This window comes from Streptomyces sp. AA4 (assembly GCF_000158875.1).
In the GTDB taxonomy this organism is placed as follows: domain Bacteria; phylum Actinomycetota; class Actinomycetes; order Mycobacteriales; family Pseudonocardiaceae; genus Amycolatopsis.
Window position 1 is genome coordinate 5212151 of sequence record NZ_GG657746.1, and the last position, 24110, is coordinate 5236260.

General features: G+C 70.2%; 22 protein-coding genes. 11 read left to right on the forward strand and 11 right to left on the reverse strand.

Going from position 1 to position 24110, the window contains the following annotated elements:
* The gene (benB, locus tag SSMG_RS23870; RefSeq protein WP_009080210.1) at positions 1-510 is read right to left on the reverse strand and encodes a benzoate 1,2-dioxygenase small subunit; all 510 of its coding nucleotides are present in this window, start codon (positions 508-510) and stop codon (positions 1-3) included.
* On the reverse strand, positions 507-1877 hold the full coding sequence (gene benA, locus SSMG_RS23875; protein ID WP_009080212.1) for a benzoate 1,2-dioxygenase large subunit: 1371 nt from the start codon (positions 1875-1877) through the stop codon (positions 507-509). The genes benB and benA overlap by 4 nt, the downstream gene beginning before the upstream one ends.
* A 229-nt stretch (positions 1878-2106) precedes the next feature.
* Here benA and SSMG_RS23880 point away from each other — a divergent pair, with 229 nt between their 5' ends.
* The 4 genes from SSMG_RS23880 to catC are packed head-to-tail and all read left to right on the forward strand — an operon-like array spanning position 2107 to position 5297.
* A complete protein-coding gene (locus tag SSMG_RS23880) occupies positions 2107-3015 on the forward strand; it encodes a LysR substrate-binding domain-containing protein (protein WP_009080214.1) in 909 nt (302 codons plus the stop codon).
* Positions 3012-4115 (forward strand): mandelate racemase/muconate lactonizing enzyme family protein, encoded by a 1104-nt coding sequence (locus tag SSMG_RS23885; RefSeq protein WP_009080216.1) that lies wholly within the window; start codon positions 3012-3014, stop codon positions 4113-4115. The genes SSMG_RS23880 and SSMG_RS23885 overlap by 4 nt, the downstream gene beginning before the upstream one ends.
* A 32-nt stretch (positions 4116-4147) precedes the next feature.
* Complete coding sequence (gene catA, locus SSMG_RS23890; protein ID WP_009080218.1) at positions 4148-4993, forward strand: catechol 1,2-dioxygenase; 846 nt, start codon at positions 4148-4150, stop codon at positions 4991-4993.
* A 25-nt stretch (positions 4994-5018) separates the two neighbouring features.
* A complete protein-coding gene (catC, locus tag SSMG_RS23895) occupies positions 5019-5297 on the forward strand; it encodes a muconolactone Delta-isomerase (RefSeq protein ID WP_009080220.1) in 279 nt (92 codons plus the stop codon).
* A gap of 1 nt (position 5298) precedes the next feature.
* Here catC and SSMG_RS23900 read toward each other — a convergent pair whose 3' ends face one another.
* The 6 genes from SSMG_RS23900 to SSMG_RS23925 all read right to left on the reverse strand — a co-directional run bounded on the left by SSMG_RS23900 (position 5299) and on the right by SSMG_RS23925 (position 11751).
* Positions 5299-5916, reverse strand: a complete 618-nt coding sequence (locus SSMG_RS23900) for an ABC transporter ATP-binding protein (protein ID WP_009080222.1) — start codon at positions 5914-5916, stop codon at positions 5299-5301.
* Positions 5913-6575 carry an ABC transporter ATP-binding protein gene (locus tag SSMG_RS23905; protein WP_050788263.1) on the reverse strand — a complete coding sequence of 221 codons (663 nt, stop codon included), beginning with the start codon at positions 6573-6575 and terminating at the stop codon, positions 5913-5915. The genes SSMG_RS23900 and SSMG_RS23905 overlap by 4 nt, the downstream gene beginning before the upstream one ends.
* A complete protein-coding gene (locus SSMG_RS23910; protein ID WP_107487932.1) occupies positions 6562-9213 on the reverse strand; it encodes an FtsX-like permease family protein in 2652 nt (883 codons plus the stop codon). Before SSMG_RS23910 ends, SSMG_RS23905 begins: the two co-directional genes overlap by 14 nt.
* A 153-nt stretch (positions 9214-9366) precedes the next feature.
* Complete coding sequence (locus SSMG_RS23915; RefSeq protein ID WP_009080226.1) at positions 9367-10161, reverse strand: crotonase/enoyl-CoA hydratase family protein; 795 nt, start codon at positions 10159-10161, stop codon at positions 9367-9369.
* Positions 10151-10570, reverse strand: a complete 420-nt coding sequence (locus tag SSMG_RS23920; protein ID WP_086024903.1) for a Zn-ribbon domain-containing OB-fold protein — start codon at positions 10568-10570, stop codon at positions 10151-10153. The genes SSMG_RS23915 and SSMG_RS23920 overlap by 11 nt, the downstream gene beginning before the upstream one ends.
* Positions 10567-11751, reverse strand: a complete 1185-nt coding sequence (locus tag SSMG_RS23925; RefSeq protein WP_009080229.1) for a thiolase family protein — start codon at positions 11749-11751, stop codon at positions 10567-10569. Before SSMG_RS23925 ends, SSMG_RS23920 begins: the two co-directional genes overlap by 4 nt.
* A gap of 218 nt (positions 11752-11969) precedes the next feature.
* Here SSMG_RS23925 and SSMG_RS23930 point away from each other — a divergent pair, with 218 nt between their 5' ends.
* The 7 genes from SSMG_RS23930 (at position 11970) to SSMG_RS23965 (ending at position 20416) form a co-directional block, all read left to right on the forward strand.
* A complete protein-coding gene (locus SSMG_RS23930; protein WP_009080231.1) occupies positions 11970-13040 on the forward strand; it encodes an acyl-CoA dehydrogenase family protein in 1071 nt (356 codons plus the stop codon).
* Position 13041: 1 nt separating this feature from the next.
* Positions 13042-14223, forward strand: a complete 1182-nt coding sequence (locus SSMG_RS23935) for an acyl-CoA dehydrogenase family protein (protein ID WP_009080234.1) — start codon at positions 13042-13044, stop codon at positions 14221-14223.
* Positions 14224-14245: 22 nt separating this feature from the next.
* Positions 14246-16081, forward strand: a complete 1836-nt coding sequence (locus SSMG_RS23940) for a CoA transferase (RefSeq protein ID WP_009080235.1) — start codon at positions 14246-14248, stop codon at positions 16079-16081.
* Between the two features lie 298 nt (positions 16082-16379).
* The gene (locus SSMG_RS23950; RefSeq protein WP_009080236.1) at positions 16380-16697 is read left to right on the forward strand and encodes a hypothetical protein; all 318 of its coding nucleotides are present in this window, start codon (positions 16380-16382) and stop codon (positions 16695-16697) included.
* On the forward strand, positions 16697-18394 hold the full coding sequence (locus tag SSMG_RS23955; protein ID WP_009080237.1) for an alpha/beta hydrolase: 1698 nt from the start codon (positions 16697-16699) through the stop codon (positions 18392-18394). Before SSMG_RS23950 ends, SSMG_RS23955 begins: the two co-directional genes overlap by 1 nt.
* 120 nt (positions 18395-18514) lie before the next feature.
* Positions 18515-18958, forward strand: coding sequence for an LppA family lipoprotein (locus SSMG_RS23960; protein ID WP_009080238.1), 444 nt, complete (start codon positions 18515-18517; stop codon positions 18956-18958).
* Between the two features lie 522 nt (positions 18959-19480).
* On the forward strand, positions 19481-20416 hold the full coding sequence (locus SSMG_RS23965; protein WP_234392738.1) for a LysR family transcriptional regulator: 936 nt from the start codon (positions 19481-19483) through the stop codon (positions 20414-20416).
* 34 nt (positions 20417-20450) lie between these two features.
* Here SSMG_RS23965 and SSMG_RS23970 read toward each other — a convergent pair whose 3' ends face one another.
* The 3 genes from SSMG_RS23970 to SSMG_RS23980 form a co-directional block, all read right to left on the reverse strand.
* Complete coding sequence (locus SSMG_RS23970; RefSeq protein ID WP_009080244.1) at positions 20451-20879, reverse strand: MarR family winged helix-turn-helix transcriptional regulator; 429 nt, start codon at positions 20877-20879, stop codon at positions 20451-20453.
* A 33-nt stretch (positions 20880-20912) separates the two neighbouring features.
* Positions 20913-22100 carry a CaiB/BaiF CoA-transferase family protein gene (locus SSMG_RS23975; RefSeq protein WP_009080246.1) on the reverse strand — a complete coding sequence of 396 codons (1188 nt, stop codon included), beginning with the start codon at positions 22098-22100 and terminating at the stop codon, positions 20913-20915.
* 94 nt (positions 22101-22194) lie between these two features.
* Positions 22195-24027 carry an FUSC family protein gene (locus SSMG_RS23980; protein WP_009080247.1) on the reverse strand — a complete coding sequence of 611 codons (1833 nt, stop codon included), beginning with the start codon at positions 24025-24027 and terminating at the stop codon, positions 22195-22197.
* Positions 24028-24110: the final 83 nt, after the last annotated feature.

Below are 24110 nucleotides of genomic sequence, written 5' to 3' on the forward strand. Positions count from 1 at the left end.
TCAGAAGTGGTACACGTCGACGACGTGGTGGATGTAGTCGTTCTTGAGCACCACGGTCTTCCGCCGGATCAACGGCGAAGCACCGGAGAAATCGACGGTGTAGAACGAGGTCCCGTAATACGGGTCGACCGTGTGATAGCGGAAATACATCGTGTGCCAGTTGAACCGCACGTCCACCAGGTCGCCGTGCCGTTCGATCAGCTCGACGTTCGTGATGTTGTGACTGGTCCGCGGTTCCGGAAGGGAGGTCGCGCTCGACCGTTCGGTGCGGATCCGGAACACGCGGTCCTCGAGCCCGCCCTTGTTCGGGTAGTAGATCAGCGAAATGTCGCGCTGCGGGTCTTCGGTGAGCAGATCGTCGTCTCCCCAGGACGGCATCCAGTACACGACATCGTCGGCGTAGCACTCCAGCCATTTCTCGAACTCGCGGTCGTCCAGATACCGCGCCTCGCGGTAGAGGAATTGCTCGACGTCGTGCTGGGTGATGGTCTTCTCGGCGGCGGCGGTCATCGGGCTTCTCCTCGAACGGCCTGCTCGCGGGCGATCGCCGCGCGCATCGTTTCCTGCCAATACCCGTGCTGCACCGGATAAAGTCCCTCGTCCTCGTTCTTCTGCCCGGCGGACACGACCCCGTCGAGCCCGAGCGACGACGCGACCTCGTCCGGCCCGGTGAGCCAATGCCGCGCCCCGCGGCTCATGTCGTTCCAAGGAGCGGCCGTCGCGCGGAAAGTGAGCTGACAGGACCGGAATTCCTCCAGGTCGTCCGGCGTCGCCATTCCCGAAGCGTTGAAGAAATCCTCGTACTGCCGGATCCGCCACGCCCGCGATTCGGCGCTTTCGCCCTTCGGCGCGATGCAGTAGATGGTGACCTCGGTCTTGTCCGGCGCGATCGGCCGGAAATGCCGGATCTGCGTCGAGAACTGGTCCATCAGGTACACGTTGGGGTACACGCACAGATTCCGGGACCCGCGCACCATGAACTCGCCCTTGGCGTCGCCGTACTTCTCCTTCAGCTCCGCCATCCGCGGCCACAGCGGCCGGTCCTGCGGGTTGCCCGCCCAGGTCCACAGGCACAGGTGCCCGTGCGGGAACGACCAGTAGCCGCCGCCGGACTTGCCCCACGAACCGGCGTCGAGCGTCTTCGTGTCGTTCGCCGATTCGCCGGTGTTGCGCCGGGCGGTGGTGGCCGCGTAGTTCCAGTGCGTCGCGGTGACGTGGTAGCCGTCCGCGCCATTCTCCGCCTGGACCTTCCAGTTGCCGTCGTAGGTATACGTGGAAGCCCCGCGCAGTACTTCCAGCCCGTCCGGCGACTGGTCCACGAGCATGTCGATCACCTTCGCGGCGTCGCCGAGGTGCTCGGCCAGCGGAAGGACGTCCGGGTTGAGGCTGCCGAACAGGAACCCGCGGTAGGACTCGAAGCGGGCGACCTTCGTCAGGTCGTGCGAACCGTCGGTGTCGAACGATTCCGGGTAGCCCGCGCCGTCCGGGTCCTTGACCTTCAGCAGCTTGCCGTCGTTGCGGAAGGTCCAGCCGTGGAACGGGCAGGTCAGCGTCGGCCGGTTGTCGCGTTTGCGCCGGCAGATCATCGCGCCGCGGTGCGCGCACGCGTTGATCAGGCAATGCAGTTCGCCGCCCTTGCCGCGCGTGAGGACGACCGGCTGGCGGCCGATCGTGGTGGTGAAGTAGTCGCCGGGGTTCGGCAGCTGGCTTTCGTGCGCGAGGTAGATCCAGTTGCCCTCGAAGATGTGCTTCATCTCGAGTTCGAAGATCTCCTCGTCGGTGAAGATCCGGCGGTTCGCGCGGTAGACGCCCGCCTCCGGGTCCTCGACCACCGCGTCCGCGACTACGGAAGCGGCGTGGTCCAGCGTGTCGGTCATGACTCCTCCAACGGGCCTCTGATCTGCACTGATCGGCTCCCCACCAGGGCGTTTCCCGCACTGTGCCAGTCCGTGGCCGCAGCCACACCAGGGCAAGACCCAGTCCTGACCTAGGGTGGGATTATTCGATGCCGTTTATCAATCGCACGCAAACCGCTCCTTGTCTTCACTCAATGCCGGAACCTACGGTGAGCGAGACCACGCGAGGAGCCGGTGAGGAGGCAGCCCGATGGAACTGCGCCACCTGCGGTACTTCGCCGCCGTCGCCGAGACCTGCCACTTCGGCCGCGCCGCCGAACGCCTGCACCTCGCCCAGCCGGCGCTTTCGCACGCGATCCGGCAGCTGGAGGACGAGCTGGGCGTCGCCCTGCTCAGCCGCACGACGCGGCAGGTGCAGGTCACCCCGGCCGGCCGCTTCTTCCTCGGCGAGGCCCAGCGGATCCTCGACGCCGTCGAGGCGGGCGCGCGCGGAGCCCGGCGCATCGCCGACGGCCGCCGAGGGCTCGCCCGGATCGGCTTCACCGGCACCGCCGCGCTGTCGCACCTGCCGCGGGTCGCCCGCGCGCTGCAGCACCGGCTGCCCGAGGTCGAACTCGAGGTGCACGCCGACCTGCTCACCGGCGAGCAGTGCGCGCAGCTGCGCGACGGCACGCTCGACATCGGCGTGCTGCGCCCGCCGGTCACCGGCGGCGACCTCGACCTGCACGTCATCGAGACCGAGCCGCTGGTGCTCGCCGTCCCGGCCGACCACCGGCTCGCGGTGGAACCGGTCGTGGCGATGAGCGACCTGCGCGCCGAAGCGTTCGTCACCTATCCGGCCAGCTATTCCGTCGTCAACGAAGCGGTCCTGCGCAGCTGCCGCGACGCCGGATTCACCCCGCAACGCGAGCACGAGGCCGCGGGTACCGCGGTGCTGCTCGCCCTCGTCGCCGGAGGACTCGGCGTCGGCGTCGTCCCCGCGTCCGCGCGGGCGCTGCCGCTGGCCGGGGTCGTGTTCCGCGACCTCGCCGGGGCGGCCACCGTCCAGCTCGCGCTCGCCTGGCACCGCGACCGGGCCTCGGCACTGGTCCCGGCCGTGCTCGACGCGCTCGGCGAGCTGTTCCCCGTCGAAGTGCCCGTGTCAGGGAGGACACGATGAAGATCACCCGGGTGGAGGCGATCCCGTTCGCCATCCCCTACCGCAAACCGCTGCGTTTCGCGTCCGGCGAGGTGCACACGGCCGAGCACGTGCTGGTTCGCGTGCACACCGACGACGGCATCGTCGGCGTGGCCGAAGCGCCGCCGCGGCCGTTCACCTACGGCGAAACGCAAGCCGGGATCGTGGCCGTGCTGGAGACCGTGTTCGCCCCGCAGGTGGTGGGACTGAGCCTGCTCGAACGCGAGACGGTGCACGCGCGGCTTTCCCGCACGGTCGGGAATCCGGCCGCGAAGTCCGCTTTGGACATGGCGATCTGGGACGCGCTGGGGCAGAGCCTCGACGTCTCGGTCACCGAACTGCTCGGCGGCTACACCGACCGCATGAAGGTGTCGCACATGCTCGGCTTCGACGAGCCGGCCGCGATGGTCGCCGAGGCGGAGCGGATCCGCGACAGCTACGGCATCACGACGTTCAAGGTGAAGGTCGGCCGCCGCCCGGTTTCCCTGGACACCGCGGTGGTTCGCGCCTTGCGGGAGCGGTTCGGCGCCGAGGTCGATCTGTACGTGGACGGCAACCGCGGCTGGACGGCCGCGGAATCCGCTCGTGCGATGCGGGAAATGGCCGACCTCGACCTGCTGTTCGCCGAGGAGCTGTGCCCCGCCGACGACGTCCTCGGCCGCCGCTGGCTCGTGTCGCGTTTGGACATTCCGTTCATCGCCGACGAATCCGCGGTGACCCCGGCCGACGTGACCCGCGAGATCCTCGGCGGCTCGGCCACCGCGATCAGCATCAAGACCGCCCGCACCGGGTTCACGCGTTCGCAGCGCACGCACCACCTCGCGGAAGGCCTCGGGCTGGAAGTGGTGATGGGCAACCAGATCGACGGCCAGCTCGGTTCACTGTGCACTGTCGCGTTCGGATCCGCGTACGAGCTGACGTCGCGCCGTCCCGGCGAACTGTCCAACTTCCTCGACATGACCGACGACCTGCTCGCCGAACCGCTCCGCATCGCGGACGGCGAACTGGCCATCCGCCCCGGCGCCGGCCTCGGCGCCGCACTCGACCCCGGCAAGCTCCGGCACTACCGGCAAGACCGCTGAGCCGGAAACCCCCGATGGATCAAGGAGGATTCATGACCGCCACGCATTCCCCCACCGCCGCCGCGTCCGGAGCCAACGCCACCGAACGGTTCAAGAGCGACAAGCTCGCCGGCGTCGCGGGCACCCCGAAGGAACGGGTCAGCCTGCTCGCCCGCGAGGTGCTGGAGGCCGTGCACGCGACGATCCGCAAGCACAAGGTGACCTACGACGAGTACAACGCGCTGAAGTCGTGGCTGATCAGCGTCGGCGAGGACGGCGAATGGCCGCTGTTCCTGGACGTCTGGGTCGAGCACGTCGTCGAAGAGGTCGCCACCGAGCACCGCAAGGGCAACAAGGGCACCATCGAAGGCCCGTACTACGTGCCGGACGCCCCCGAGCAGGGCGCGCGCGGCACGATCCCGACGCGGGAGAACGAGCCGGGCACCCCGCTGGTCTGGACCGGACAGGTCACCTCGACCACCGGCGCGGCCCTGGGCGGCGCGAAGGTCGAACTCTGGCACGCGGACGCCGACGGCCTGTACTCGCAGTTCGCGCCGGGCATCCCGGAGTGGAACCTGCGCGGCACCTTCACCACCGACGACGAAGGCCGCTTCGAAATCCACACCGTGCGGCCCGCGCCGTACCAGATCCCGACCGACGGCGCCTGCGGCAAACTCATCGCGGCGGCGGGCTGGCACGCCTGGCGTCCGGCGCACCTGCACGTCAAGGTGTCCGCGCCGGGCCACGAACTGCTCACCGCGCAGCTGTACTTCCCGGGCGACGAGCACAATGACGACGACATCGCGTCCGCGGTGAAGCCGGAACTGCTGCTCGACCCCAAGCCCGCGGAGAACGGCGAGGCCATCGAATACGGCTTCGTCCTCGACCCGGCCCTCTGATTCGGCCCGATCCGGCAGGAGACCCATGCTTTACCACGTGCGGATGGACGTCCGCCTTCCCCCGGACCTGGACCCGGCGGTCCGCGACGCCCTCATCGCGCGCGAGAAGGAGTACAGCCAGCAGCTGCAGCGCAGCGGGAAATGGCCGCAGATCTGGCGGATCGCCGGGGAGTACGCGAACTTCTCGGTGCTCGACGTCGCGGACCACGACGAGCTGCACCGGATCCTGTCCGGTCTGCCGCTGTTCCCGTACATGGACATCCAGGTGACCGCCCTCGCGCGGCACCCGTCCAAAGTGGACTGACTCACTCGCCGACCGGCACCGCCCGGTCCGCGTGCTCGGCCAGCAGCGGATCGTGGGACGCCACCAGCACCGCCGTCCCGCGATCCGCTGCCCGGCGCAACGCCGTCAGCACCGTCCCCGCGTGCGCGCGGTCCTGGTGCGACGTCGGCTCGTCCGCCAGCAGCACCAGCGGACCCGCCGCCAGAGCCCGCGCCACCGCGCCCCGCTGCTGTTCCCCGCGCGAAACCTCGCTCGGCAGCCGGTCCGCCAGTTTCGCCAGGTCCAGCGTTTCCAGTAGCTTCGCCCGATCCGGCGGGTCCGCGGCGGTCCGCGCGGCGAACGCGAGATTGTCCGCGACCGTCAGTTCCTCGAACAGCGCGATCGACTGCGGCACGAAAGCCAGCGCGTGCCACGGCTGCTGCGAAACCGGCACGTCCGGCATCGGCGGGTGCGCCGTCACCGTGCCGCTGTCCGGCCGGTCCCAGCCGCCCGCGATCATCAGCAACGTGCTTTTTCCCGACCCCGACGGACCGGTCAGCGCGACCAGCTCCCCCGCCGTCAGGTCCAGGCTCGTGTGCCGCAGCACGGGCGTCCCGCCGTGGGAACGGCTCACGTCGGACACGCTGAGCAGCACGCTCACCGGACTCTCCCGTCCACGAGTTCCACCACGTCGTCCGCCGCCTCGGCCAGCACCGGGTCGTGCGTCGCGACTACGACGGTCTGCCCGGCGTCCGCCAGCGTGCGGAAAGCCTCCGCGACCAATCGCGCCGAGGCACGGTCCAGCTGGGCGGTCGGTTCGTCCGCCAGCACCGCGTCCGGGTCGCCGACCGCGGCGAAGGCGAGGGCGGTTCGCTGCTGTTCGCCGCCGGAGAGCTGGCGCGGGCGGTGGCCGCGGCGGTGGTCCAGGCCCAGCCGCTCCAGCAAGGCCAGGGAAAGACCGGTGCCGCGCATTTTCGCCGCCAGTTCCAGGTGTTCTTGCACCGTCAGGTAATCCAGCAGGTTGTCGACGGGATTCTGGAATACGTAACCGATCCGTCGCCGCCGCACCGCCCGGCGCGCTCGCGCGGACAGCGCGGTGACGTCCGTGCCGCCGACCTCGACCCGGCCCTCGTCCGGACGTTCCAGGCAGGCCAGCAACCGCAGCAAGGTCGATTTGCCCGAGCCGGACGGGCCGACCAACGCGGTGATCCGGCCGTGCGCGGCGGCGATCGACACCTCGTGCAGAGCGGTCAGCGAACGACCCGCGGTACGGTAGCGGTGCGTCAATCCGGTGCCCCGGACGGCATCAGGCAGTGTCACGCAGCACCTCCGAAGGCAGGGCCCGCGCAGCCGCCCGCTGGGCCGCATAAGCAACGACGAGCGCGACGACCACCGCCGCGAGCAGCAATCGCCCGCCCGGCCCCCACGGCACCGGGATCACCGTGCCCGGCGGCGTCGCCGGATCGAGGTCGTAGCCTTCGCAGGTCACCGAGACCGCCACCGCCGCGAATCCGACGCCCACCGCGAATCCGGCCGCCAGCAGCCCGCCGACCTCGTACGCGAGCGCTCGCCAATGCGCACCCGAGGTGATGCCCATCCGTCGCAAGAGGACATACGCACCGCGGCGCGCACGAGCCCGGGCGTTGAGATACAGCAACAGTCCAATTAGGACTACCACACCGACCAAAGCGGACACCGCGGTCAAGAACGCGAAGGTGTAAGTGACTCCGCCGTAAACGCCGTGCGCGGTGACGTCGACCGCGCGGCTCGCCGTCCCGGCCGGAATCCCGGCTTTGCCCAGTTCCGGCAGCACCTGCGCCGGGTCGCCGCGCGCCCACAGCTCGCGGTGCACGCTCTCTCCGGCGAACTTGGCGAGAACGTCCTTGCGCAGCAGCAATTCCGGGAACCCGGCGCTCTTTCCCGGCAGCTGCGCCACCGTGACGACGCGCAGCGGCAGGTCTTTGCCCCCGATGCTCAACGTCGCCTGCTCGGGTGTGTCCGGGACCCCGGCGAGGATGCCGACCGCGGTGTCGCCGGACATCTGGTCGAGCAGATCGGACAGCGTCGGCCCGCTGAAGTGCTCGTCCCAGGACGCGGCGGAGCCGAACGTCGCCGGGTCGACGCCGAGCACGTTCACCGTCTTGGCGCCCAGGTACGCCGAGTCGTAGCGATCGACCAATGTGGACTGTCCACTGAGGCCGGCCGGGAGCGCGGCGGGGCCGGTCAACTGCACCACGACGTCCGAGCCCACCACGAGCTGGCCCTCGTCGTCGAGCGTGCGCTGGACGGAGCCGGTGACGGTGGTGGCGAAGAGCGACAACGCCACCGGGACCGCGGTCGCCCCGACCAGCACGGCCGCCGCGGCAGGCGCGGAGGCGAGCCGTCGCCAGGCCAGGAACGCCACTGCCCGCTCGCGCCGCACCGCGCGCACCCGGGGCAAGGCCAGCCGCACGATCCGGGTCGCCAGCATCGCCAGGCCCAGCACCAGCAGCAACGGCACGACGATCAGCCGCGGCGGGATCCGCGCGACCGAACCGGCCTGGCCGAGCCCGGTCTGCGTGCCGTCGCCGAGCGCGAAATAGCAGGCCGCCGCGGCGACCAGCGGGAGGATTTCCCACGGCAGATGCCGGATCCGCGACCGGCGCGCGTCGAACAGCGCCCGGGTGCGGAAGACGACCGAACCGGCGATCCCGGCGAGGGTCGCGAGGAACGCGACCGCCGCGCCGCCGATCGACCAGCCGAGCGCGGACGGCGTCACCAGCGGGCTCGGCCCCAGCGCGCGGACCAGCCCGCGCGCGGCGAACCAGCCGCCGACGGCGCCGAGCAGCGCGATGGACCCCAGCTCCAGCAATGCTTTCCCGGCCAGCGAGCCCGGCCCCGCCCCGCGCGCGGACAGCACGGCCAGCTCGGCCCGGCGGCGTTCGACCCAGAACGACCCGACCGTCGCCGAAATGACCAGCCCGGTCAGCGACCCGGCGACGCCGATCGGCACGACCGTCGCGGCGAGCGAGGATACGACCTGGTCCGCCCGGTCCGCGATGCCGCGCAGCGACGACGTGAACTGCATCCGGCCGCGCTGAGCGAACAACTCCGGGGTGTTTTCGGTGCGCGCTCGCACCTTCTCCAGCCCGGCGATCGTCTCGGGTGCGTTCGCCGTGGTCAGCCCGTCGGGGTCGACCGAGGCCGCGAGGAAGCTGCCGACGCCCGAATCGGCAGGGGTCAGCCCGAACAGCGCGTCCCGCGACACGAACGCCACCGGGAACACCGGAGCCTCGCTCAGCGGTTTGGGCCGGTACAGCGGCTGCAGATGGCACCAGAACGGCTGGTCCGGCAGCTCGCGCAGGTCCCGGTACACCGCGGCGACCGGCATCGTCGCCGCCGGGGCGCCCGGCAGCACGCCGGTCTTCGGGCTCCAGCCGCCCTGCACCGCCACCTGGTCGCCCGCGTGCAGGCCGCGCGCCCGCGCGAACTGGCTCGACACCCAGATCCCCTGGCCCTTGCCGCCCTCCAGGACCTGCAGGTGGGCGGCGAAATCGTCCTGGTAGACCAGCCACATCGCGGACTGTTCCGGATTCGGCGAGCCCGGCCGGACCGGGTCGACCTTCGCGGAGCTGGTGAGCGTCGAAGGCACCCCGGACAGCCGCGGCACCTGGCGAGCCGCGTCGCGGGCAAGCGCGAGCCGGGCGTCGTCGAGGGCCTTCCCGGTCGGTCCAGTGGCACCCGGATACGGCTGCGACATCGGCAGCCCGCCGGTCCACTCCGCCCCGACCGCCCACTGACACGCCCGGTTGACCTGGTCGTGCAGCGTCGCGTTCCCGGCCGAGGACAGGAACAACGCGACGGCCGCGGCGGGCAACGCGACGAGCACCGCCGCCGCGATCGCGGCCACGACGACCGCTGGTTGCCGCCACCCCGTTTTCGGCGCCCGCGTCCACGGCGTCGCCCCCCACCCGCGCATCCGCCGAGTCTGCCACGATCCCGACACCCGCGGGGCGGCGTTGCCCGATGTCCGTGATGGGCTCCTTGAGGGAATCTGATTCCCTCAAGGAGCCCTTCACGGACGATCACGGGCTTGGGGCGGACAGAGCGTGTTCTCTCGGGTGCGGAGCGCTTACTTGGCCTGCCAAACCGGCGCACGCTTCTCGACGAACGCCACCGTCCCCTCCCGGACGTCCTCGCTCGTCATGACCCCGACAGCGTTCTCGCGCGTGTTGTCCCAATCGCTGTCCTCGGCCGCGATCGCACCGTCCACAATGCTCAGTGCCACGCGTTTGCTGGCCTGCACCGCCAGCGGAGCGTTCGCGGCGATCTTCTCCGCCAGCGCCAGCGCTTCGGCGAGCACGTCGGCGTCCGGGACCACGTGGTTCACCAGGCCGAGCGTCGCCGCGCGGGCGGCGTCCAGGGGTTCGCCGGTGAACATCATCTCCATCGCGATTTTCCGCGGGATCTGCCGCGGCAGCCGGAAGACGCCGCCCGCCGCGGCGAAGAGGCCGCGCTTCACTTCGGGCAGCCCGAATTTCGCCGATTCGGCCGCCACCACCAGGTCGCTGGCCAGCGCGAGTTCGGTACCGCCGCCGAGGGCGAATCCGTTGACCGCGGCGATGGTCGGCTTCGAGATCGGGTGCCGCACGTATCCGGCGAAGCCCCATTCCTCGTGGCCGGGCGCGGCGAGCGATTCGCCTCGCGACACGGCTTTCAGGTCGGCTCCGGCGCAGAACGCCCGCTCCCCCGCGCCGGTCAGCACCACGACGCGCGTTTCCGGGTCCTGCTCGGCCCGTTCCAGCGCGGTGCCGACGAGTTCGCTCAGCTCGGCGTTGACCGCGTTCATCGCGTGCGGCCGGTTGAGCGTGACGACCAGGACGTGTCCGCGTTGTTCGACCAGCGCGGCCGGAGCGTCATCGGGCATGGTCTGCCTCCTCCGCCGGCGCGAAGACCGGCACCTTCTCGTGGTCAGGTTCGGGTCCGGAGGGCACGAACACCGCCCGCACCGGCAGCTGCCAGAGGTCCGCGTCCGGGTCGGCGTCGAGCCGGCACCACCACCACGGTCCCTCGGCCAGCTCCACGATGCCGACGACCACGCGCTCCGGCTCGCCGCCGTCGCGCGCCCGCTTGTGCACCACCGACCACGACACCACCGTGCCGGTTCCGGCGGCGGCCGTCCACTCCAGATCGTCGTCGGGGTCCGGGACCGTGCGCGGGTCCAGGTACTCGCCGGTGCTGCGCCGCCGCAGCAGCCGGAATTCTCCGACCGCGGCGCCGTCGAAGAACGCCGCGGACTCCTCGTCGCGGGCGACCGGGTTGATCCGCACTGTCATCCCTCCGTTCCGAGCACGAGCGTGCTGTGGTGGTCCAGAATGCCGCCGTTGCCGGAAACCAGCACGGTGTCGTGCTTCGGTACCTGGCGTTCGCCGCCCTGGCCGCGCGCCTGGATGATCGCCTCGGACAGCGGCGTCATGCCCCACAGATAGTAGGACGACAGCTGGCCGCCGCCGGTGTTCACCGCGAGCTTGCCGTCCGGGCCGAGCATGCCCGGCGTCGCGACGAACTCGCCGCCTTCGCCCTTGCCGCAGAACCCGTAGTCCTCCAGGGTGAGCAGTGCGGTGAAGGTGTAGCAGTCGTAGATCTCGGCGACGTCGATGTCGTCGACGGTCACTCCGGCCATCTCCATCGCCGCCGGACCGGACTGCGCCGCGCCGCTCACGAGACCGAGATTGTCGTTGCGGCGGAAGGAATTCCCGGGGTGGGCTTGTCCCCAGCCGAGCACCTGGACCGCGGGCTGGGCCATCGTTGCCGCGCGCTCCGCCGACGTCACGATCACCGCGGCGCCGCCGTTCGACACCAGGCAGCAGTCCAGCAGGTGGAACGGTTCCGCGATGAACCGCGACGCTTGGTGGTCGGCCAGCGTGATCGGGTCGCGCAGCTGTGCCAGCGGGTTCTTCGCCGCCCACGCGCGCTGCGCGACCGCGATCGCGCCGAGTTGTTCGCTCGTGGTGCCGTAAGTCTTCATATGCCGTCGCGCGGCGAGCGCGTAGAACGAGTTCGGTCCGGCGAAACCGCTGGAGCCCAGCAGGCTTCCCCAGCCGGTCGGGGTCGTGCGCCGGCCGCCGTAGGCCGCGCCGGTCGCCTTGCCCTGCTGCAGCGGCGCGTCCGCGAACACGCAGGCCACGGTGTCGGCCATGCCCGCTTCGACGGCCATCGCGGCGTACTGCACCATCGCGCCCGCCGTCGAGCCGAACGCCTGCATCTGGGTGAAAAGCCGCAGGTCTCGCAGTCCCAAGTCGACTTGCAGGCTCAGGTCGACTCCGGGCGTCGTGCCGGCGGACACCAGCAGCCCGTCGATGTCCGACAGCCCGATCCCGGCGTCCGCGGCGGCCCGCCGGACGGCCTGCGCGGCGAACTGCCGCGCGCTCGGACCGTAGACTTTCCCCAGCTCAGTGAGCCCGAGACCGGCGATCGCCGCCCTCCGCCGCGCCGGGGTCTCCCGCCTGCTCGTCATCTTCGCACTCCGTTCCCGACCGGTGGTCGCCCCTCCACGTTCGCATCCCGCTGACGCGGCGTAAACGACCGGTCGGGACACCGGCAGATGAGCGGCCGCGACACGTGCCCTGATGTCCCTTCCGGAAACCTGCCGGTGTCGGAATCCGTGATGTACATCGCGGTTTTCCGCACCCAGCATGGGAATCGGGACCCGACGACGGGAAAGGCGGTCCGGCGATGGCGATCAGCGCCGCGGAAACCGAACAGCTGCGGGAGGCGGTGCGCGACCTGCTCGCGGACCGCTGCACCGAGACCGACGTGCGCCGCGTGATGGCGACGGACTCCGGCTACGACCCGGAGCTGTGGAAACAACTGGCCGACCTGGGGTTGCCCGGTCTGCTGATCGCCACGGAGCACGGCGGAGTCGGCCTGGGCGCGGAGGAACTCGAAGCGGTTTCGGAGGAAATCGGCGCGGCGCTGGTGCCGTCGCCGTTCCTGTCCAGTTCGGTGCTGACCGCGACCCTGATCGACGCGGCTGGGTCCGAAGAGGACAAACGCCGCCTGCTGCCCGGACTAGCCGACGGATCTTCCATCGGAACCGTCGCCGTGACCGGGCCTGCCGGAAGCTGGACGCCCGAAGGTGTTGCTGTGCAAGCGAACGGAACCCTCACCGGGACCGCTTCGTACGTCACCTTCGGCCAGCTCGCCGACGTCATTCTCGTGGTAGCGCGCACTGACGACGGTTTCGGTGTCTTCGAGGTCGCCCCTGCGGCGCCCGGTTTCCTCCGCACCGCGGCGGAGGTATTCGACCCGACCGTACGGCTATCCCAATTCACCTTCGCTGATACCCCAGCGCGGCGAGTTGGCACTGCGGGGTGGGAGGCTGTGCAAAAGGCCTTGGACCTCAGCACTGTCGCGCTCGCCGGGGAACAGGCGGGCGGTGCCCGTAAGATCTTTGAGAAAACCGTCGAATATCTCAACACCCGCGTGCAGTTCGGCCGCGCGATCGGCAGTTTCCAGGCGATGAAGCACCTCGCCGCGGACCGCCTCCTGGACGTCGAATCCGCGACCTCCGCCGCCCGCCACGCCGCGGCCGACGGCGGCCCGGGCGCGATCGCGCTCGCCGGATTCGCCTGCGCGGAAGCGTACGAAACCGTTGCCCTGTCCGCGATCCAGATGCACGGCGGAATCGGCTTCACCTGGGAACACCCGGCGCACCTGTACCTGCGCCGCGCCCGCTCCGGCGCGCAGCTGTTCGGCAACTCGCGCCTGCACCGGGAGCGCTACCTCGTCTCGAAGGGAGCCTGACATGACCAGCGCCGACCAGCTCCGCGAAGAAGTCCGCGCGTGGCTCGCCGCGGAATGGACCGGGCTCGCGCCGGCTCCCGACCGCTGGAGCACCACCCCGGAACGCATTGCCTGGCTGGAAAAGGTCGTCGCCGCCGGGTACGCCGTGCCGACCTGGCCGGTCGAGTGGTTCGGCCGCGCCTGGCCGGCCGAACTCGCCGACGTGATCGCGGCCGAGTTCGAGTCGGCCGGCGCGCCCGGGGCCCGTCAGGACAAATACAGCATCCCGGCCAACACGGTCCTCGCGTTCGGCACCGAGAAACTCAAGCACGACCTGCTGCGCGACGTCCTCACCGAACGGTCCCGGACCTGCCTGTTCTACAGCGAACCCGGCGCGGGCTCGGACCTCGCCGCCGTGCGCACGACCGCGGTCCGCGACGGCGACCGCTGGATCGTCAACGGCCAGAAAGTCTGGACGTCCGGCGCGAAAACCGCGGACTACGCGCTGTTGATCGCGCGCACCGACTGGGACGTCCCGAAGCACAAGGGCCTCAGCTACTTCGTCGTGCCGATGCACCAGCCCGGCGTCGACATCCGCCCGCTGGTGCAGATCACCGGCGAATCGCACTTCAACGAGGTCTTCCTGACCGACGTCGAAATCCTGGCTGACTACCTGGTCGGCGACGAGGGCAAGGGCTGGCGCGTGCTGCAGACCGCGCTGGCGTACGAACGCTCGATCATGGGCGACGGCGCACGCGCGTCGCGGCACGGATCGATCGCCGACGACCTCGTCGCGCTCGCCCGGGAACGCGGCCGCCTCGCCGACCCGGTCATCCGCGACAACCTGGCCACCGTGCTCGCGCTGCGCGAACTGAACGCGCTGAACAACGCCCGGGCGAAAGCCGCCGCCGAACAAGGCACGTCGAGTTCGGTGATGTCGCTGGGAAAGCTCGCGATGTCCGGCATCCTGCACGCCGAAGCCCGCCTGCGCACCGACATCGCCGGTCCGGAAACCCTGCTCGCCGGGGACGCGAACCCGGTCGCCGACGACGTGAACTTCCTGGCGCTCAACGCGTTCTTCACCTCCATCGGCGGCGGCACCGACCAGATCCAGCGCACGATCATCGCCGAACGCGTCCTCGGCCTGCCCAAGGAACCCGAGATCGACCGCGACCTGCCCTTCCGCGCCGTCCGCCGCAGCTGAGCCGTCGAGGAGGCTGGTTCCCTTGTCCGACACCTACGACCCGCCGCTGTCCGGGGTCCGCGTGCTCGATCTGTCCTCCGGCCCGATGACCGCGACCGCACGGCTGCTGGCCGACCTCGGCGCCTGCGTCACCCGGGTCGTCCTGCCCGGCGTCACCGGCGAACGCACCACCGGACCGGTCGTCGACGGCGTCGCGATCGGCACCGCGATCGACCGGCACGGCTTCGCCCACGCCACCGCCGAACCCGGCTCGCACGGCTGGGAACAGCTGCTGGCCGACGCGGACCTGCTGATCGAGACCACTCCGCCGGGTTCGCCCGCCGAAGAGCTGCTCGACGTCCCCGGCCTGCGCACCCGGCATCCCGCGCTGGTCGTCCTGTCGATCAGCGACTTCGGCCGCGTCACCACCCGGCGGCGCTGGCAGGCCACCACCCCGGTGTTCCACGCGCTGACCGGCGAACTCTCCCGGTCCGGCATCCCCGGCCGCGCGCCGCTGCTGCCGCCCGGCGAACTGCCGTACCACGTCGCCGCCGCGCAAGCCGCGTTCCAGGCGGTGAGCCTGTACCTCGACCGGCTGCGCACCGGACGCGGCGACCGCATCGACTTCTCCGTCCTCGACGGGGCGATGCAGGCGCTGGACCCGGCGTTCGGCATGGTCGGCAGCGCCGCCGCCGGGGTGCCGCTGAGCGAGCTGCCGCGCGGACGCACCGAAGAACGCCACCGGTACCCGATTTTCCCTTGCCAGGACGGGTACATCCGGATCTGCCTGCTGTCGCGGCGGCAGTGGCGCGGGATGTTCGAATGGATGGGCAGCCCGGCCGAATTCGCCGACCCGAAGTACGACCAGGTGCGCGAGCGTTACGCGTCGCCGGACCTGCTGCCCGCGATCGGCCGCTTCTTCGCCGGCCGCACCCGTGCGTCGTTGGAATGCGAGGGCCAGCGCCACGGCGTGCCGACCGCTGCGGTGCTCACCCTCGCCGAAGCCCTGCACACCGACCAACTCGCCGCGCGCGGCTTCTTCCGCGACACCGAACTGTCGCCCGGTCTCGTCGCGCCGGTCCCGGCCGGAATCACCGAGATCGACGGACACCGCGCCGTCGCCGGTCCGGACACCGGCGCGCGAGTCACCGGCGCGCCGATCCTGGCCGCACGCCCCCGACGCGGCGAAGGACGTCCGCTGGAGGGAATCCGGGTCCTGGACCTCGGCGTGATCGTGGTCGGCGGCGACACCGGACGGCTCTTCGGCGACCTCGGCGCGGACGTGCTCAAGATCGAGAACTCGGCGTTCCCGGACGGTTCCCGCGCCGCGCTGCCCGGCCTGATGTCGCACGGTTTCGCCGCCGGGCACCGCAACAAACGCGCCATCGGCGTCAACCTGCGCGATCCCGAAGGCCAGGCGCTGGTGCGGCGGCTCGTCGCGCAGTCGGACGTCGTGCTGACCAACTTCAAACCCGGCGTCATCGCCTCGCTCGGGCTCGACCGGGCCGCGCTGGCCGAGGTGAACCCGGGCATCGTCGTCGTGGACAGCTCCGCGTTCGGCCCGACTGGCCCGTGGGCGAAACGGCTCGGCTACGGCCCGCTCGTGCGCGCCGCGACCGGACTCACCAGCGAGTGGATCTACCCGGGCGAACCGGGCACGTTCAGCGACGCCGTCACGGTCTATCCCGACCACGTGTGCGCCCGGATCGGCGCGCTGGCCGCGCTGGCGCTGCTCGTCCGGCGCGAACGCAGCGGCGAGGGCGGGGCGGCGAAGTGCGGCCAGGCGACCGCGCTGCGAATCGCCCAGAACCCTGGACGCATGAACGAAATGAGGATGGCGGCATATGGCGCTGGAGAATCCGGAGGAACAGGCGGCTGACCTGCGGGAGACGCTGAAGACGGCAGCCGAGAAGCTGCGGCGGGCAGCGGACGCGGGTGAGGTTCCACCGGGCTGCGCGGCGTCGCTCGCGGCGCGTGTGGACGGGCTCATCGCACGGCTGCCCCTACCCGGCACCGAGGGGAGCGGACCCGAGCCTGAGTAGTTCTACTCACTGCACCTAGGTAGCTGCCCCTGACCTGCCCTTTAAGCCCTGTTCAACGGGTGTGGCTTGTTGAACAGGGCTCTACTGCTGCCGTAGTGTCGCGGTGTGTGACCGGCAGGCTACGAGGGAGGACATGTGACGGGGTACCAGGTCGTGATCGACAAGATCAGACATAGCGGGCAGGCAGCGGGGCGGGTCGCGGCCGGCCTGCGGGGCGCGGCGTGCTCGGCGGCGGCTCCCGGCGGTGACGCGGGCGTCCCTGGTGCGCGTGCGGTCGGCAAGCTCGCGTCGGTGAAGCAGGCGTGGCAGGATCGCGAACGCGGCTACGGGGGCAAGCTGGACGAGCACGCGGCGAACATGTCCAGCGCGGCCGATCGCTACAGCCGTCAGGAATCCGCCGCTGTGGCGGACCTCGGCGCGCCGAAGCCCACGGGCATGGCAAGGCCGATCTGATGGTCGCTTGGGCAGACGTCACCCGCTGGAACCCCGGGCCGTTACAAGAAGCGGTCGGCGCGCTCAACGCCGCCTACAACAAGGTCGTGGCCTGTTCCGACGACCTGCGCGACATCAACACGCCCAACGGCTGGCACGGTGCTGCCGCCACCGCAGCGGCGAAGAACGTCAACGACATCATTGACGGCCTGGAGGAATACGCCGCCGAGGTCGCGTCCGTCCGGCGCGCCGCCGCAGATGTCAGCGACGCCATCACCGGGGTACAGAACGGCGTCAAGGAAGCGGACGGCCTCGCGAAGGCGAACAATTTCAGCATCGGCGGCGATGGCTCGGTCGTCGACAACGGCCCGCCCCCGGACACCCCGGAAGACCAGAAGGACGCCGTCGCCGAGGAACGGCAGCGGATTTCGACGGAGATCCGGGACCGGGTGGAAGAGGTCATCCGGCAGGCCGAGGACATCGACAACGACTTCTGCGCCGTGCTCGACCGCGTCCTGTCGGGGCACACCATCGACGCCACCGGCAACAACAACGAGACCACCAGCCTTGCTGCCGCAGGCAACTCCGGCGCGGCGATGGGCGCGCTCTCGGTCCTCGCTCCGCCCCCGGTCGACGCTTCCCCCTCGATGAACGCCGCCTGGTGGGCAGCGCTCTCGCCTAACCAGCGCGAGGCGATGATCAGGGATCACCCGGACATGGTCGGCAACCGCGACGGCGTGAAAGCCGCCGACCGCAGCAAAGCCAACCTCAAACTCATGGACCAGGAACGGCAGCGTTTCACCGCCGACCTCGACCGCCTCAAACGAGAAGACGGCGACTCCGACGAAATCGCCCGCATCGAAGAACGACTGAAAGCCATCACCGCTATCGACGGCATGATGCACAACCCAGACGGCACGCTTAACGCCAGTCGGCAGCTCATGTCGCTTGACCTGACCGGCGACCACCCGAAGGCAGCCATCGCCAACGGCGACGTCGACACCGCACAGCACGTGGCGGTATTCACCCCCGGCATGAACTCGACAGTCGACGGCAACATGAACGGGTACGTCAACGACATGCAGGGTGTCCGCAGGAGCGCAGAGGACATGCTCCGCCGAGCAGGTGACATGTCGAGCGTCGCCACAGTCACGTGGCTCGGCTACGAACCATCGTCCTTCGACGACCCATCCTCGCTTGTCGGACTGGTGACGGCCGACAACGTCGATTTCGGCGGAGACAAACTTGCACGGTTTGATCAAGGCATTAACGCCTCACGGCCCACCGACCCTCACATGACCGCCCTCGGCCACTCCCAAGGGTCGATCGTGACTGGGATCAGCCTCACTCATGCCGGTACCGGAGTGGACGACGCGGTGGTCTTCGGCTCGCCCGGCGTCGCCAATCACTTCGGCATCGACAACACGGCACATGATCTAAAGGTGCCCGACGGGCATGCTTACAACATCAAAGCGGACGGTGACGACATCGCAAAGTGGGCACCAGAGACCTGGCGTTACGGGGCTGCGCCCTACGCGATGGAGGGCATGAACCAGCTCTCTGCCGACGCCGCCATGGGACCCGATGGCCCCCTCGCCGCGTCCCACGGGCACAGCCAGTACACGATGACCACGCCGGACGGCGTGGACAGCACCAGCAAGCACAACATCGCCGCAATCGTGGCCGACAAGCCGCAGTTGACGGTCCCCGCCCAGTAGGAAGTCGATCACTTGTCCGCACGAGTGTGGCCCATCAGCACAGCGCTGGCCTGCGCGTTGCTGCTTGGCGGATGCAGCGACGGTCACGAGTACCTTGACCCACAACCCACAGGACCCTCGATGTCTAAGCAGCAACAGCACGCGCAACTGGCGACCCGTCCGACCCTGGATGAAGCTGCCGCCCGCTACGAACAGCTTCTCGCCACGCTCCGGGCACGCATGACCGCTGATTTCAAGGTCGAACAATGGACCGAAGAGCCAGGAACCGCCGAATACAGCGGATGCGCTCCACAATTTGCGGAATTGACCGAGAAAGAGGCTGCCAAGAAGTTCCTGTCCCGGTGGTATTCACCGACATCTCTACTGGCTCGCTGGGAGCAGGCAAAGCAGGTAGCGCGCGAAGTAGCGGGCGGCTACGGGTTCACGACGGTCACCCTCGACACGAACCAGGCTGGCGACGCCGAACTCACCCTTACAGACAAGTTTGGCGCGCAGATCTCCGTCGGCTCCGGCAAGAACACCGTAATTTCCTTAATTACGGGATGCCACCTCATGAAAAAGTAGTTTCAATTACATCCCTTCCTGTCAGATGAAACGCAATCAACCAAATGGTCGCTTTCTTTCGAGTCCGACGGGCGCGAGCGGTCGCCTTTCTCGGCTGCTGTTCGCGGCAGCCTGCTGGGCGTCGGCTAGCACCTCCGGCGTGATTGCGTTTGTGTTTGCCACGGCCGGGACAATGAGCAGTGACCCGTGCAGGGTCGGCGCGACGGCGTTCGTGTGCACCGGCACCGGGCAAAGCGTCGCATGGTGGCTGCCGCTCGTCGGATGGGCTGCCTCGGTAGCAGTCACATGGATCTGCGCAGCGAAACTCGGCCGACGCCCCTGGACACGATGGGCCTGCCTTGCTGCTGGTCTGGTGATCTATTCGGCCGTTCTCGTCGTCGACTGGTTGCTCGTCGCGCCGTAAGAAGTGGCCGCTGCATGAGTCTGTCGTGGCCCATAGCCGGTGTCGCCGTTGGGTGGATGGCCGTCGGTCAGCCGAACGCGGTCGGCTCCTCCAAATGTTCGTGTCGGCCGCCAGCACATTTGACCAGTTCAGGGGGCTGTTTAGAGTGCACTAGGAGATCCAGGGTTGTCGCCGACGAACTGCACTTCAAGCGCGCGGCGGACCGGCTGCGGATCACCCCTCCGCCGCTCAGCAAGCAGATCAAGCAGCTCGAACGCGAACTCGGCGGGCCGCTGTTCGAACGGCACTACCACGAGGTCCGGCTCACGCCGCTCGGCCAGGCGCTGCTCGGTCCGGCGCGGGCGATCCTGCGCCAGGTCGACGGTCTGAAGGAGATCGCGGCCGGAGTCCTCGAAGACGGCACGCCGATCCGGGTCGGGGCCACCGCGTACGCGCCGTCGGATCTGCTCGAAGACCTGGAAACCGCGGTCGGCGGGCTGGCCTCCCCGGCGACGTTCGAGGTGGCCGGGTCGGCGGCCGAGGTCACCGCGAAACTCGTGTCCGGGCATCTGGAACTCGGGCTGATCCACCTCGCCGTCGAGGATCCGCGGCTGCGCGCCCGGACCGTCGCCGAGTACCAGGGCGCGATCGCGGTCCGCGCGGACGATCCGCTCGCCTGCCGCGACCTCGTGCACATCGAGGAACTGCGCGACCGCGAGGTGGTCATCGACTTCGCCCGGCCGAACCCGGTCATCCTCGCCGCGCTGACCCGGCTGCTCGCGAAACGCGGCGTCCGGAACATCGTGCGCGCGGTCAGCGGGCGCGGCGGCGAACTCGAAATGGCCGCGCAGGTGTTCAACCGGCGCCTGGTCGCGCTCGTGTCCTACGCGCCGGCGTCGTTCATCGGCCGGATGTTCTCGCCGCCGGAGTTCAAGCTGGTCCGCATCGACGAGGACGGCTGGGAACCGAGCCGCCTCGCGCTGGCCTGGGCCGCCGACCGCGCCGCCGGGCCGCCCCGTCCGGCCGACCTCGCGGAAGACCTTTCCGCGAAACTGGGCCCGATCCGCCGAGGCTGACCGCCAGCGCCGGAGTTCAGTCCACAGTGGACAGCTACGACTCGACGAACCGGGACAGCAACCTCCCGAACTCCGCCACGTCCCGCCGCGGCCAGTCCCGCAACCGGTCCTCGAGCCGTTTCCGCTGCGCCGCACGCGTGACCGCCAGCGCGCGGTGCCCAGTCTCGGTCAACTCCAGCCGCTGCCGACGCGAATGCCGCGGATCCGGGCCGCGCACCACCAGCCCCGCGTTCTCCAGTTCCGCCAGCTGCCTGCTCACCGTCGAGGGGTCGAGCCCGTACTCCTGGGCGAGATCCGCCGCGTGCGCGCAGTCGGCGAGGTCGATCGAGGACAGCATCGTGTACTGCACGAACCCGAGCCCCTCGTACAGCTCGTTCGAACGCACCCGCGAGCCGCGGGAAAACAGGATCATCGCGCGGTGGATAGCGTCCAGGGCATCGCCGTCGCGGTCTTCTCCCGGCATGTCCCCGCATGCTAGAGATGCACCATACAACTGTCAACGCGGCTCGGCGGCGATCCCCCGGCGCAGCAGGTCGTCCGCGTCCGCCCCGGCTTCTTCAAGCAGCGCACGGGTATGCGCCCCGAAGGCCGGGACGTCGCCCATCCGCGCCTCGACGTCCGCGAACGTCACCGGCGGCAGCAGCGCGTCGACCGTCGCGTGTTCGGTGCCGATCTTGCGCCAGCGGTCCCGGGCGCGCAGCTGCGGGTCGGCTACCACATCGGCGACCTGTTTCACTTGTGCCGCAGGGATTCCCGCTTTCGCGAGCCGGTCGTCCAATTCCACTGTGGACCATCGGACGGTCTCGGCGGCGACCGCGGCGTCGCATTCCGCGCGGTGTTCCACGCGCAGGACATTCGTGGTGAACCGCGGGTCGTCGGCCAGGTGCGGGGCTTCGAGCACCGAGGTGACCAGGGTCCGCCAGCCGCTGTCGTTCTGGACCCCGATCAGCATCTGCCCGTCTTTCGTCGGGTACGCGTCGTAGGGGGCGATCGAGGCGTGGCTCAACCCCATCCGCGCGGGCTGGCGTCCGGAGTACATCTGGCTGTACATCGCGTAGCCCATCCATTCGACGGTCGCCTCCAGCATCGTGACCTCAACCGTCGCGCCCTGCCCCGTCCGCCACCGGCGCAGGAGGGCGGCCAGCACTGCTTGGGCGCAGTACATTCCGGAGGCGATGTCGGAGGTCGGGATGCCGGTCTTGACCGGCGTGTCCGGCGTGCCGGTGATGCCGATCAGGCCCGCTTCGGCCTGGACCAGCATGTCGTAGGCCTTGCGCTGTTCCCGCGGACCGCCGGTGCCGTAGCCGGAGAGGTCGACCGCCACCAGCTCCGGGTGCTCGGCCCGCAGCTCGGCCGCGCTGAACCCCAGGCGAGCGGCCGCACCGGGGGCCAGGTTCTGGACGAAGACATCCGCGCGGGCGACGAGCCGCCGGACGACGTCGCGGCCTTCCTCGGTTTTGAGGTCTACGGCCAGTGACTCCTTGCCTCGGTTGAGCCAGACGAAATGGGCGCCGGTGCCGTGCACGACGTGGTCGTATTCGCGGGCGAAGTCGCCGCCGTCCGCTCGTTCCACCTTGATGACGCGAGCGCCGAGGTCGGCCAGCGTGCGGGTGGCGAGCGGGGCGGCGACCGCCTGTTCGATCGAGACGACGGTGATTCCGTCCAGCGGGAGCGCGGAGTCCATGCTGCTTACTATTACCCGGATTTCGGCGGGGTGCCCGGGGGAATTGTGTTGCGTGGGGCACCCCGAGCCGGCGTAGTCGCAGGCGGGCGACCGGTCAGCCCGCGAGGACCTCCGCGCCGCGGTGCACGCGCAGCAGGTCAGCCCGGACGAGGTCGGCCAGCAGCCGCTCCTCCTCGTCCGCCTCCGCCGGGCGCGGCGGCAGTTCCCCGCTCCCCGCCAGCGCACCCGCCGCAGCCTCGGCGAAGGACGCCATCGCGGGCGACTGACCGTCTCGCTGCAGCAGCGCGCCCGCCGAAGCCGCGAGGCCGCGCAAGCCCTGTCCGGCCTCTTCCAAAGCTTCGCGCTGCTCCGGCGAAGGCTCCCGGCTGCCGGGCTCGGGGCTCAACAGGTCTTGGTGCGTCCGGGCCGCCGCGCGGAACCGCAGCGCGACCTCGCGCCGGCCGCCTCCGCCGCGCAACCGCTCGGCCACTGACGCGAGCAGCTCGCCAGTCTCGGAGACGGCGTCGGAAAACCGTTGTGCCACCGAAGGTTTCGGCACGCCGGGCACCGCGGCGAAGCCGAACAGCAGGCCGATCACCACTGCCAGCGCGACCAGCAGCAGGTACTCCACGAGCACCGAACCCGCGTCGAGATGCCGCGTCGTCGCGTTCATCCCGACGCTCATCAGCACCATGCAGCCGTTGAACACCATGGGCTGCACCTGCATGAACGGGAATCCGACGAGCAGCGCGACAATCCCCAGCGGCAGCAACGCGCCCGGCGGCAGCAGCCACAACGCGACCGCCAGCACCACGGCCCCGGCCACCGCACCGGCGGCGCGCTGCCACGCCTTCGCCAGCGTGTCCCGCCATTCCGGCTGCATCAGGGCGAACGTCGTCATCAGGAACGACACCGTGAGCGGGTCGCCCGGACGGAACGTCGCGATCACCGCGGCGACCAGCATCCCGAGCGCGGCCCGGACCGCGTGCCGCAACTGCGCGGACCGCCACGAGAACACCCCGGTCGCCTCACGCCGCAAGGCTTCCCGGACGAGATGCTTCGGGAAGTCCACAATGGACTCGTCGCGATTCAGCACGGCTTCCCGGATCGCGAACAACCCGGCCCAGGCTTCCTCGAGCAGCGCCGCGGTGTCGCCAGGCAACGCGACGTCCGGGTCTACGCGTTCGATCTCCGGCGGCTCCGAAACGGTCTTGGCCCGCACTGCTTCGGCCAGCGCCGCGACCTGTTCGTCCGCGGCGTCGAGCACGCGGGAAACCTCCGCCGCCTGCTCCTCGTCGAACGCGCGCAGGCGATCCCGCAGCAACGCGGCCGTGCCGTGGTACCGCGCGCCACCGGCGAGTACTCGCGCCTGCCACGCCCGCGGCCGGTCAGTCACCCACAGCCGCACCGCCCGCTCCGCACTCGCGCGATCCGGCCCGGCGAGTGCGTCGGCAAGGGCGGTACGGGTCGGCTTGCCCGGATCGCTCAGCCCCATCAGCAGCCGCAGCACGAACACGACCCCGACGGCCAGCGCCGGTGCGCAGATGATCTGCACCGGGCTCGCCGTCCCGCTCAACTGGAAGCCGTAGCCGAACACCGAAGCCATGCCGAGCCCGAGCCCGACCGTCACGTACCGCGACCCGAGCGCGGGCACCAGCGCCGCCGCGAACACCACCAGCACGAGCAGCGCGATCGACGCGGCCGGCGACACCTCGCCCAGCAGCCGCGGCCCGGCCCCGCCCAGCACCACCGCCGGAGCGAACGCGGCGAGCAGCCGCAGATCCGGCCGCAACGGCCCGCCGGTCGCGGCGATGAAGCAGAACAACGCGGTCAGCCCGGCCAGCATCGCCGTCGCGCCGAGCCCGAGCGCCACCCCGAGCCCGGCCGTGCCGCCGACGACCACCAGAATCGCCGCGAGCATCCCGCCGCCGCGCGCAATCGCGTTCATCCCGCCCCGTTCCGTCACCGCGCAATGCCGCCGGGTAGCCTCGCACGCCGCCGCGACGGACCGGGCCCCGACTCGCCAGCCGC